2 protein-coding genes are annotated in these 13,687 nt (G+C 48.0%); both read right to left on the bottom strand.

Features of this window, described 5'->3' with window-relative positions; translation table 11 throughout:
• Positions 1 to 3: 3 nt before the first annotated feature.
• Positions 4 to 1,215, bottom strand: a complete 1,212-nt coding sequence (locus HGO23_RS07650; RefSeq protein ID WP_099135762.1) for an aspartate aminotransferase family protein — start codon at positions 1,213 to 1,215, stop codon at positions 4 to 6.
• A 622-nt stretch (positions 1,216 to 1,837) separates the two neighbouring features.
• Complete coding sequence (locus HGO23_RS07645) at positions 1,838 to 13,684, bottom strand: non-ribosomal peptide synthetase (protein WP_244967924.1); 11,847 nt, start codon at positions 13,682 to 13,684, stop codon at positions 1,838 to 1,840.
• Positions 13,685 to 13,687: the final 3 nt, after the last annotated feature.

Here is a 13,687-nt window from a genome sequence, read left to right as displayed (position 1 = left end):
CTTTTATTCCTGAACAAATCGCTTGAAGGCGTTTTCAAGTCGGGCAAAGCCTTCGTTGATATCCTGTTGTTCAATATTTAATGCCGGAGCAAAACGCAGCACATCTGGCCCGGCAATCAGGGCAATTAACCCTTCTTCCGCCGCGATATTGGTCAGAGTTTTAGCCTTGCCCTGATATTTTTTCTCCAGCTCTGCCCCCAGTAGTAACCCCTTGCCACGGATTTCACTGAACAACGGGTAACGTTGGTTCAAGGTGGACATCTGCCGGATAAATTCATGGTGACGCGCCTGCACACCTGCCAGAAATTCCCGCTGATTGACGATGCTCAATACCTTATGAGCAACTGCGGCTGCCAATGGGTTACCACCGAATGTTGTACCGTGTGAACCCGGCTGGAAAACCTCGGCAATATGTTGTTTAACCAGCATAGCCCCGATAGGGAAACCACCTCCTAGCCCTTTCGCACTGGTTAATATATCTGGCTCAACACCTGTTTCTTCGTAAGCATACAGATAGCCCGTGCGACCAATTCCTGTCTGTATTTCGTCAAAAATCAGCAGGGCCTGATGTTGATCACACAACTCCCTTAAAGCCTCCAGAAATGCCTGATCAGCAAGGATAATTCCCCCTTCACCAATAATGGGTTCAACAATAACTGCACAGGTCTTTTCAGAAATATGTGCTTTGATCGTTTCAATATCGTTATAAGGGAGGTGAGTAATTTGTTGTGGAAGCGGAGCGAAATCTTGTGAGTATTTGGGTTGCCCCCCAACTGTCACTGTAAATAGTGTCCTGCCGTGAAAAGAGTTTTCAAATGAGATAATTTCGTTTTTATGGCTGCCATATTTATCCAAGGCATATTTTCTGGCAATTTTCAGTGCTGCCTCATTCGCTTCAGCACCAGAGTTACAGAAAAAAACCTTATCAGCAAAGGTACTTTCAACCAGCGCTTGTGCCAGTTTTAGAACAGGTTCATTTGTATAACCATTACCGATATGCCAGAGGTTTTCCATTTGGGCACTTAACGCTTCTTTTAATTCATTATTGGCATGTCCCAATACGTTAACAGCAATACCTCCAGCAAAATCAATGTATCCTTTTCCATCCTGATCCCACACTCTGGAACCTTCAGCTCTGACCGGAATAAACGGTGCCGGTGAAAAACAAGGAACCATATACTGATCAAACCAACTTCTCTGAATCGTTTTCGACATTTGTTTTACCTCGGAAAAATGAACAAGAAAGGCGATAATGAATTTATATTTAATAGAATATTTCTTCAAATTAATAGATAAAATCATATTTTCTATTAATTATTTCTATTGATTTCCAATTAAATTCATTCATTCGATCAACATTTCATTTAATTTTCAAATTAATCTTCCAATGCCTTTTATTGCCTGTTTTGGTTAACAATTAATCGAATCATTACCTTGATTTTTAACAAAGTCAACACAATAAAATCACAACAAATTTACTTTATGATGTTTTTCACAATTTATAAAAATGATTTTTTCTTCAATTTATGCAATGTTCATGCATAAAAACTAAATAAAAAGAGGTATAAAATTAGCGCGGACGAAAAAGCAGCTTTTTTTGCTCGATAATTATTCAGTCCTTGAGGTGATATTTTTTGATCAGATGTATCAAAAAATATTTGCAAATACAAATTTTTAATATAATAAAAAAACATTAGATTAAAATCATATGGTTAGATGATATTTCTATAGATGAGTGTTAGCGTCATTCAAAGAAATTGGCCTGATAATCCCCCAGAAGCTGATTACCGTTGCTTCTGGAGGATCATATAATTGTAGTTATACAGTTAGTTGAAACTTATTCAGTGAATATTGATACACCTTCCTTAACTGAATTTTTATTAATGATTCCATCTTTTATAATGGAAGTAGCTTCAATAATATCCGAGTGAGAACAATGTTTAATTAATTTAATCATTAGAGGAGTAGTAATCCAGGCAGAAATATTATTATCCGGCATTTTAGCTACTAACTGATTTACCAATACCCCAATTTCTCCTTTGTAACTTTGATCGGTTTTTCCTGCTTTAAATAGAGTGATTTTTGTATGTGTTAATTTACCACTTAAGTCACAATTAATAATTTTATTTTCAAAAGGAATAGCTTCCAATACTTTATTTATATAAGTATCTTCGGCACCCATCTGCTGTAATTTTTTTGTAACACCTTTAACAACATATGACATATCCATTTGATTTTTTACTCTTTTTAACTCATCGGTATTTATTATTGTATCTAATAAAAATAACCCGATATTTTTTGCTCCGCTCTGTTCAAGTTGAAATGCAATTTCCATCGCTAATTGTCCTCCTAATGACCAGCCTAATATCCTGATAGGCTTATCAATAGAAGTCTCAGTTAAAATCAATTCTAAATAGACCTGAGCTATTTTTTCTAATGAACTAATGTGATATTCCGTAAGCAAATTATAATTATTGATGCCTATACAGTTATATACATTAGATAATTCATTAGCCAGCGAAGTATATACCTCACTACCACAATTCGCTGCATGAACCATAAACAATTTATCTGTTGCTGTTGATTTTGGCGTTAATCGATGAAGCAGCTCACATTTAGAATGCCCATCTTCCAACCATTCTGCTAACAAAGACACAGATCGGTAGCTAAACAATATATGCAATGGGATCTCAATCTCCATTTCACGATGAATAGCGGCTGCCAGTTTAATCGCCAGCAGGGAATTACCGCCGATACGGAAGAAGTTATCTTCAATCCCCACCCGTTCCAGCCCCAATACCGACTGCCAGATCATGCACAACCGGGTTTCCAGTGCCGTGCGCGGTGCCACATATTGTTCACGGTTTACCCAGACCGGAACCGGTAAAGCCCGGCGGTCCAGTTTGCCATTCAGCGTCAGCGGCACGGACTCAATGCGGGTAAAACTGGCCGGCACCATATACTCCGGCAGACGGGCTGACAGATGCCCGATCAGGCTGTCATCCGGCACCCCGCCCTCCGTGACCAGATAAGCCACCAGCACGCGGTCTCCCTCGTGTTCCCAATCGATCACCACCGCCTGTTTCACCTGAGGGTGAGTCGCCAGCGCACTTTCGATTTCCCCCGGTTCAATCCGGTAGCCACGGATTTTCACCTGAAAATCATTGCGTCCCAGATAGTCCAGATTGCCGTCCGGCCGCCAGCGCACCAAATCCCCGGTTTTATACAGCCGGGTATAACCCAATGCGGCGTCCTCCGCTGTCGCAAACGGGTTCGGCACAAAACTCTCTGCCGTCAGGGCCGGCTGGTTCCAGTAACCGCGCGCCAGACAAATACCGCCAATGTGCAGTTCGCCCGGTGCCCCTGTCGGGGAAGGGTTACCGTATTTGTCCAGCACATAGAGCCGCACATTATCAATCGCCCGCCCAATCGGCACATTGCCGTGACACGCCGTATCCGTCTCATAACAGGCGACTTCAATCGCCGCTTCCGTCGGCCCATAAAGGTTGATAAGGGCAGAGCGGCCCGCCTGGACCCGGTTAAATGCCCTGACCTGCGACGCCGTCAGCGCTTCCCCGCTACAGAAAACATAACGCACCCTGTCCGGTAACTGCTGACCCATTGCCTCCAGGGTCTGGCAGAATGCCCCCAGCATGGGCGGGATAAAATGCAACATGGTCACGCCGCTTTGCCGGATCAGTTGCTGCAACACCGCCGGCTGTTTATGTGCCTCCGGCGGAGCAATCACGATACATGCGCCCACCCAGTTCGCCGCCAGCAATTCCCACACCGACACATCAAAGGTATACGGGGTTTTTTGCAGTATTTTATCGGCGGGCCGGAAAGGATAACGCGACAACATCCAGCACAGGCGGTTCATCACACTGCGGTGAGTCAGTGCCACTCCTTTCGGCTGGCCGGTGGTGCCTGACGTGTAAATGATATAGGCCAAATCGGTGGCCCTGTTTACCGGCGGCAGATTATCAGCAGGATAACCAGCGGTCACCGCCGGATCGTCGGCGGCAATCAGAACGGGAGCCACCGCCAGTGTTTGTGTGCAGGCCGTCAGTGCGGGCAAATGGTGTTGCTGAGTCACCACACACCGGGTCTGTGTGTCAGCCAGAATAAAGCGGGTACGCTCCGGCGGGTATTCCGGTGAAAGCGGGACATAGGACCCCCCGGCTTTTAACACCGCCAGAATAGCGATAATCATCGCCGGACTGCGATCCAGATATAACGCCACCGGCGTCTCTGCCGGCATCGGGGTATTGCGCTGTTGCTGATACTGCGCCCGGATCACGGCAGCTAACTGGTTTGCCCGTTCATTAAGCTGGCGGTAGGACAGGGTGTCTCCGGCAAATTCCAGCGCCCTATTATCCGGTGTGGCAGCCGCCTGAGCCTCAAATTGTTGTTGCAGGGTATTTGACGGGCAGGGCCTGTCCGTCTGGTTCCAGCCATACAGCAGGGTATGACGTTCCTGCGCAGATAACACATCAATGCGGCTCAAGGGTTGCTGCGGATCTGCCACAAACGCGGCGAGTACCTGCTGATAACTTGCCGCCATCCGGGCTATTGTCGTTTCATCAAACAGGCTGACAGCGTAATTGATCGCCCCTGTCAGGCAGGATGGGTTATCAGCAATAAACAGACTCAGGTCAAACTTAGCCGGACTGTGCAAATTGTCATCCAGTTTTACCGGACTGAATGGCAAAGTCATTCCATCAGGCAGGCTTTCACCAAAGTTTTGCAATCCGAACATGACCTGAAAAATAGGATGACGGGACGCATCCCGCTCAACTTGGAGAGCATCAACCAACTGCTCAAACGGCATATCCTGATGGGATTTGGCCTGAGCAATCACATCGTGAACATGTTCAATCAGATGCTCCACACTACCGACTTGCTCCACTTGTGCCCGCAAAACCAGTGAATTGACAAACATCCCGATCAGGGATTGAGTCTGAGCATGATGGCGGTTATCGGTCGGTGTCCCCAGCACAATATCGCTTTGCCCGGATAACCTCGCCAGCATGAGATAAAAACCGCTCAATAAGACAGCGAACAAAGTGGTTTCCTGCTGTTTTGCCAATGCCTTTAGCTGGCCGGTAAGTTCACTTCCTATCGTAAAACCGAAATTTCGTCCCTGATAATCTACCTGTGCCGGACGGGGGTAATCGGTCGGCAAAAGCAACGGCTCATACTCCGCCAGAGCCTGCTGCCAGTATGCTAACTGACGCTCTCTCACTTCCCCTTGCAAATACGCCCGCTGCCAATGAGCGTAGTCACCATAAGTGATTTCCAGATCAGGCAGACGGCTGTCACGGTTTTCAAGCAGAGCATGGTAAGCCTCCGCCAGCTCATACATAAAGATATCCACCGACCAGCCATCAATAGCGATATGATGCCACATGAATAAAAGATAATGACTGTGACCGACCCGGTAATGACGCAGGCGCAAACTCGGTTCTGTCATCAGATTAAATGACGTGCTCAATTCAGCATGTACTGTATGCAACAATGCCTCAACACTCGTACAGAGGTGTGACTCAATCAGAAGATCATCTTCCAGTGTTTGCTGATATCCATATCCCTCATCATCATCGCTGCGGTATACCGTCTTCAACACATTATGACGCTCAACCACCCGGTTAATTGCGCTTGCCAGCAGAGATAATTTGACTCCTTCATTCAACTGCACCAGATAAGGAATATGGTAGGCGTAAGTGCCCTGTTCAAACTGTTCAATAAACAGCATCCGTTCCTGGGCAAAGGACAAGGGGTAACGAGCAAGCTCAATATGAGGGATGACTGTGTATGTCTGCTGACCAATCTGTGTGGCTAATTCTTCAATCGTTTTCAATTCAAACAATTGTGCCAGTGAAACATCCATTGCCAACGTTTGGCGAATAGCCGCCGTCAGTTTAATCGCTCTGATAGAATCCCCACCAATGCGGAAGAAATTATCTTTAATACCTACCTGCACCAGTCCCAAAACCTCCTGCCAGATGGCACAAAGCTGGCTTTCCAGTGCATTGCGCGGGGCCACATAACTATATTGACTGCTCCAAATCGGTTCCGGTAATGCCCGACGATCTAACTTACCATTCAGGGTTAACGGAATAGAGTCCATACGAGTAAAGCTGGCAGGCACCATATACTCCGACAGACAGTCAGATAAGTAGCTGATCAGTTTATCGTCTGAGAGCCCCTCCTCTGCAACCAGATAGGCCGCCAGGACTTTATAACCTTCCTGCTCCCGGTCAATCACTACCACCTGTTTTACTTGTGGATGCGCCGCCAATGCTGCTTCAATTTCCCCTAATTCAATGCGGTGGCCCCGGATCTTGACCTGATAATCATTGCGGCCCAGATAGTCCAGCTTGCCATCCGGCCGCCAGCGTACCAAATCCCCGGTTTTATACAGCCGGGTGTAACCCCGAACCTTGTCTTCGGCTGTGGCAAATGGATTTGCCACGAATCGCTCGGCAGTCAGCTCAGGCTGGTTTAAATACCCGCGTGCTACACCAGCACCACCGACATACAGTTCGCCCGGCGCACCAATCGGAGACAGATTGCCCTGTTCATCCAGCACATACAGACGGCTATTATCAATTCCCCGGCCAATGGCCAAATCCCCCCCCTGCAATAAATTCTGGCTGGCACATACGGTAATTTCCGTCGGGCCATACTGGTTAAACAACGTGATATGTGGCGGGATCTCCAGCGTATTAAGCGTCTCCCCGCCGGTATGGATCACCTGCAAAGTTGAGCGGAACAGCTCGGCAGAAAAGTGGTTCATCAAGGCGGTAGGAATAAAAGCTTTGGTTATCTTATGTCGATTGATAAACGCCAGCAGTTGTTCACTGTCGCCGGTTACCGCTGCGGGAGCAATATACAAGGTAGCACCAGACATCAGCACCGGGAAAACTTCAAAAACAGAAGCATCAAACACGTAATTGGAGAAAAACAGCGCTTTCACCTGTGGTGCCAATGAATGCGTTCTGGCGATAAACTGAGTCAGATTCAGGACATTGGTATGTTCCACCATCACCCCTTTTGGCTGACCGGTGGTGCCTGACGTGTAGATGATATAAGCCAGATCGGTCGGTTTGTTGGTTAAGACCGGATTTTCTGACGGCTGATTAGCAGTGACGTTCTGATCGTCAGCCACTATCAGTCGTGGCTGAACGGGCAGTATCCCGCAGTGTGTCTCTAATACCGGCAAATACCGCTGTTGGGTCACCACATACGGAGCCTGAGTATCGGTCAGAATAAAGCGGATACGCTCGGCGGGATATTGCGGAGAGACGGGTACATAAGCACCGCCGGCTTTCAGTACCGCCAGCATACTGACTACCATCTCCAGACTGCGCTCCAGATACAGAACCACGGGGGTATCAGCTGGCATCGGCGTATGGTATTGCTGCTGATAATGTTGGCGAATCGCAAAGGCCAATTGGTTTGCCCGTCCGTTAAGCTGACGGTAAGTCAGCGTCTTCCCTTCAAATACCAGTGCAATGTTATCCGGTGTTGCTACAACCTGTTCCTCAAACTGCTGCTGGAGTGTGCGGTCTTGCGGGTACGGCACATCCGTCTGGTTCCAGCTATACAGTAAGGTGTGGCGTTCAGTATCGTTGAGGAACATCACTGTTGAAGTCAGTTGGTGTGGATCGTGAACCACCGCAGACAAAATACTCTCAATCTGACGAAGTAAATGCTGTGCCTGTTTGTCTGCCAGCCAGTCTTCACCGTAACTCAATTTGACTATCAGGCTGTCATTTTGCACATAGGCCATTAATAGCACCGGATAGTCCACCTTCTCAACAGTGCGACGGAATGTCACTGTATTCTCAACTCCCTTTCCGATTTCATTCGTCATCGGTGCCGGATAGTTTTCAAAAATCAGCAGACTGTGGAACAAACGTGCCCCATTCGGTTGCAGACTGGCAAGTGACACCGCACTGTGACTGTTAAGCGCCGCAATGTCATTCTGTATTGCCTGTAAAATATCGGCTACCGTGTGTGTGGGTTCCCACTGCACCATCAATGGCAACGTATTGATATACAGACCAACGCTGGCTTCGATACCATCGACCGGCACATCCCGCCCTGATACGGTTGTTCCCACAATGGTCTGTTCATCCCCGCTGTAGCTGTGCAGCAATTTATGCCAGGCAAACTGCAACACCACATTCAGTGTCACACCTTGTTCCCGGCACATTGTCGTAAGCTGTTTATAGGAATTTCCCTGGATCGTGAGTACCTGTTCAGCAGGTTTCTCTACCGCTTTTATCCGGCTCAGATCAACGTCATGGCTTAACAATGCCGAAAGATCATTTGCCCTGTGGAACTGAGCCTTGCGCTCAGCCCAATACACTTCAGAGGCTTGTTGATGATCAAGGTGATATTGCTGAGTCGCCAGATACGCCTTATCCACCTCTATCCGGGGCGTTTGCCCTTGTATCAGTTGGTTGTAATAGTCATGCACAGCCTGCAATAAAACCGGGTTACTCCAGCCATCGGCAATACTGTGATGTTGGGTGATCAGTACCGTTACCAACTGATTATGTTGTTTGATAATGGTGAAACGAATTAACCCCGGCTGGTTTAGATCAAACGGCTGTGTCCGGTCATGCTGTTGAATGGCGTCAATCGCTGCCCCCCGCTCTTCTGCGGGAAATCGGCTGAGATCCTGAACAGCGAAATTGTCCGTACCGATACTCGCGCCTGTGGTCACCACCTGCAAAACTTCCTCTTCCCAGTCAAAGGCGGTTCGCAGGATAGGAAAACGCAGTGAGGCCAGTGACCAGGCCTGCTGGTAGATGGCAACATCCAGCTGTGTGTGATAATCCAGCAATAACTGGATCCGATAGGCATCATCCTGTGGCTGAGTCAGATAATGATAAATAAACCCCTGCTGTAGACTGGTGGCAGGATACAGTGCCTCAACCCGGTATTTCTGCTGAAAATGGAGTAAACGTTCTATCGAAACGCCTTTAATACCGTAATCACTGAGAGTCTTCATGCCCCCCGCTCGTGCCTGTTGCTGAGCGGTTTTAATCACCGTCATCAGTGCCTGTTCAAACGCAACAATAAACATCTGTGTTTGAAGTTGTGGTAAACCCGATATCACACTGAATTGCAGTTGCCCGCTCTGAACCATGCCATTGATATTCAGCAACAGATCACTACTATTCTGATTGCCGACCATAGCACCACAATCATCGCTGGTAAGCGACCAATCCTGTTCTCCCGCTTCTCTCCCTAACTGACCGAGGTAGTTGAAACTGATCGGCGGCAGATTACCAGCTAAATACCCGGCCTGATGCAGAGCACCGTAGCCCAGCCCTTTATTCGGCACAGCCCTGAGCATCTCTTTGGTATGAATAATGGTTTTGGTAATATCGGCCTGCATTGCCAGCCGGACAGGGTACAGGGTTGTAAACCAGCCCACAGTTTCAGAGATATCCAGCGTATTATCGATATGTTCCCGCCCGTGACCTTCCAGCAAGATAAGGTTGACCGGCCGTGAGAAACACGCCTGCAAGGCCAGCGTGAGGGCACTCAACAATAAATCATTAACTTCGGTGTGATAACCCGCATTGGCCTCACGCAACAAAGTCTCGGTCAGTACCTCAGAGATAGCTACCTCGTGCTGACTGAGTTCCCCCGCTACAGGATAAGTCCCGCTCTCCGCCATGACCTGTTGCCAGTAGGATACTTCACCCTGATGGCATTCGGCATAGCGATGCACGGCGCTGACCCACTGCCGGTAACTGCTGGTTTTTGCCGGCAAAATATCACTCTGTAGCAATAAACGCATATCTTCTGCCATGATCCGCCAGGACACGGCATCAATGATCAGATGGTGAAACGCGAAGAATAAGCGGGCGCTACCGTCTGCATATCCGGTCAAATGCGCTGCCAGCCACAGAGGCCCGTTACAATAATCAAAGCTGCTCTGCCATTCAGTCAGTTGCTGATGTAATGTCGCTTCATCCCATTGACTGACATCACAATACCGTAATGCAGGCAACCATGAAGGCATATCGGCCTGATAACATTGACGGTAACCCGCTGCCGTTTTAACAAAGTGGACACGCAACATATCGTGTCGTTCAGTCAGTTGATTCAGCGCTTTTTCAATATCGCCATGCTTGATCGTGCCGGGCAGGCGGATCATAAAGGCCTGGTTCCAGTGGTGTGGCTGCGGTAACTGGCGATTGAAGAAATCCTGCTGGACAGGTAATAAGCCAAATTCTCCGTTTAACCCCCCCTGTTCAGCCACCACGCTGACTGTCTGTTGCTCCTGTGTCAGCACTTGTGCCAGACGAGCCACCGTTGGCGCTTCAAAAATCGACTTGACCTGAACGGTAAAACCCGCTTTCCGCAAGCGGGAAACTAACCTGATACTGACAATCGAATCGCCGCCGATACGGAAGAAATTATCTTCAATACCCACCTGTGCCAGTCCCAATACCTCCTGCCAGATAGCACAAAGCTGAGTTTCCAGTGCATTGCGCGGTGCGATGTAACTGTCCCGGTTGCCCCAGACCGGTTCTGGTAATGCCCGGCGATCTAACTTACCATTCAGGGTCAATGGCACTGACTCAATGCGGGTAAAGCTGGCAGGCATCATATACTCCGGCAGGTGATCGGAAAGGTACTCAATCAGGGCGTCATCGGATACATTCCCCTCACTCACCAGATAGGCCGCCAGGACTTTATGGCCTTCCTGTTCCCGGTCAATCACTACCGCCTGTTTTACCCGCGGATGTGCAGCCAGTGCACTTTCAATTTCCCCTAATTCAATCCGGTAGCCCCGGATTTTGACCTGATAATCATTACGCCCCAGATAGTCCAGCTTGCCATCCGGCCGCCAGCGCACCAAATCCCCGGTTTTATACAGGCGGGTATAACCCCGTGCCTTGTCTTCGGCTGTGTAAAATGGATTTTCCACAAATCGCTCAGCGGTGAGTTCAGGCTGGTTTAAATACCCACGTGCTACACCAGCACCTCCGATATACAGTTCCCCCGGTGCACCAATCGGGGACAGATTGCCCTGTTCATCCAGCACATACAGACGGGTGTTATCAATCCCCTGACCAATAGCCAGATCACCGTGCTGCAATAGGTTCTGGCTGGCACACACAGTGATTTCCGTCGGGCCATACTGGTTAAACAGTGTGACATGCGGCGGGATAGACAGGGCATTAAGAGCTTCTCCACCGGTATGGATCACCTGCAAAGTTGAGCGAAATAACTCGGCAGAAAAGTGGTTCATCAAAGCAGTAGGAATAAAGGCTTTGGTGATCTTATGTTGATTGATAAACGCCAGCAGTTGCTCACTGTCGCCGGTTACTGCGGCGGGAGCAATATACAAGGCGGCACCGGACATCAGCACCGGGAAAACTTCAAAAACAGAAGCATCAAACACGTAATTGGAGAAAAACAGCGCTTTCACCTGTGGTGCCAGTAGATGTGTTCTGGCGATAAATTGAGTCAGATTCAGGACATTGGTATGTTCCACCATCACCCCTTTTGGCTGACCAGTGGTGCCTGAAGTGTAGATGATATAAGCCAGATCGGTCGGCTGGTTGATTAAGGCCGGATTTTCTGCTGGCTGATCGGCGGTCACGGCCTGATCATCTGCCGCTATCAGAGTGGGTAGTTCCGCCAACAAGTGCGTGCATTCTGCCAATGGGGCCAAATACTGTTGTTGAGTCACTATGCAGGGTGAACGGGTATCTTCTAAAATAAACTGAACCCGCTCTACCGGATAAGAGGGAGAGACAGGTACATAAGCGCCGCCCGCTTTCAGTACCGCCAGCATACTGATCACCATTTCCAGACTGCGATCCAGATACAAGGCTACGGGGGTATCAACTGGCATCGGTGCATGGTGCTGCTGCTGATAATGTTGGCGAATAGCAAAGGCCAACTGGTTTGCCCGTTTGTTGAGCTGACAATAAGTCAGAGTTTCTCCCTCAAATGCCAGCGCAATGTTATCCGGTGTCGCTACAACCTGTGCCTCAAATTGTTGCTGGAGTGTACGGTCTTGCGGGTACGGCATATCTGTCTGGTTCCAGCTATACAACAGGGTATCGCGTTCCATGTCACTGAGGAACATCACCGATGAAAGGGGCTGGTAGGGTTCCCGCGCTACCGTGGATAAAATACACTTAACCTGACGAAGCAAACGCTGAGCCTGTTTACCCGTCAGCCAGTCTTCACCATAACTTAGTTTCACTATCAGATTATCACCGTGTTCATAGGCCATCAGTAACACCGGATAATCTGTTTTTTCAATCGCTTTGCGGAATGTCAGTGTTTTTTCAATTCCGTCTCTGGTTTCATTTACCACGGGTGCCGGATAGTTTTCAAAAATCAGCAGACTATGGAATAAACGTGCTCCATCCGGTTGCAAGCTGGCGAGTGACACGGCACTGTGGCTGTTGAGCGCCGCAATGTCATTCTGTATTGCCTGTAAAACGTCGGCTACTGTCTGACTGTTTTCCCACTGCACCCTCAATGGCAACGTATTGATATACAGGCCAACGCTGGCTTCGATACCATCGACCGGCACATCCCGCCCTGATACAGTTGTTCCCACAATGGTCTGTTCATCCCCGCTGTAGCTGTGCAGCAATTTATGCCAGGCAAACTGCAACACCACATTCAGTGTCACACCTTGTTCCCGGCACATTGCCTTAAGCTGTTTATAGGTATTCCCCTGTATCGTGAGCACCTGCTCAGCAGGTTTTTCTACCGCTTTTATTCGGTTCAAATCAACGTTATGGCTTAACAGCGCCGAAAGGTCATTTGCCCTGTGGAATTGGGCTTTACGCTCAGCCCAATACGCTTCAGAGGCTTGTTTGTGATCAAGGTGATATTGCTGAGTCGCCAGATACGCTTTATCCACCTCTATCCGGGGCGTTTGTCCCTGCATCAGTTGGTTGTAATAGTCATGCACAGTCTGCAATAAAACCGGGTTACTCCAGCCATCGGCAATACAGTGATGTTGGGTAATCATCACCGTCACCAGTTGGTCATGTTGCCTGATAATGGTGAAACGAATTAATCCCGGCTGACTTAAATCAAACGCTTGTGTCCGGTCATGCTGCTGAATGGCATCAATCGCTGCCTCCCGCTCTTCTGCGGATAATCGGCTGAGATCCTGAACAGTAAAACTGGCTGCACTAATACTTGCCCCTTCAGTTACGATCTGCAAAACTTCACCTTCCCAGTCAAACGCGGTTCTGAGTATCGGGAAACGCAGGGAAGCCAGTGACCATGCTTGCTGATAGGCGGCAAGGTCTACATTTGTGTGATAATCCAACAACAGTTGTACACGATAGGCATCATCTTGTGGCTGAGCCAGATGATGATAAATAAACCCCTGCTGCAAACTGGTAGCGGGAAATATCACTTCAATTTCATTGTTACTATTTTTATTGACGTTATTAAAATTAGCGTGATTTTCACTCAGGATAAAACTTTGAAAATCTTTTTCAGAGAAAATACATGTTGCATTTAAGAAATCTAAAATAGTTTCCCTTTTTGCTTTTACTTTATCGACCAATTGAACAGGCGGAGTTTCCCCTGAAAAAGCTAATTTTAATTTGTTTTCACAAACCCATACTGACATGTGATTTTTATTAAGTTCTTCTAATAGTTTCAACATATT

The sequence above is a fragment of the Xenorhabdus budapestensis genome (assembly GCF_017743015.1).
In the GTDB taxonomy this organism is placed as follows: Bacteria; Pseudomonadota; Gammaproteobacteria; order Enterobacterales; family Enterobacteriaceae; genus Xenorhabdus; species Xenorhabdus budapestensis.
This window is presented reverse-complemented; position numbering and strand designations above follow the sequence as displayed.

What these genes read in the sequence shown, in the direction of transcription:
- HGO23_RS07650 (WP_099135762.1), bottom strand. Translation starts at nt 1,215, where the DNA reads ATGTCGAAAACGATTCAGAGAAGTTGGTTTGATCAGTATATGGTTCCT.
- HGO23_RS07645 (WP_244967924.1), bottom strand. Translation starts at nt 13,684, where the DNA reads ATGTTGAAACTATTAGAAGAACTTAATAAAAATCACATGTCAGTATGG.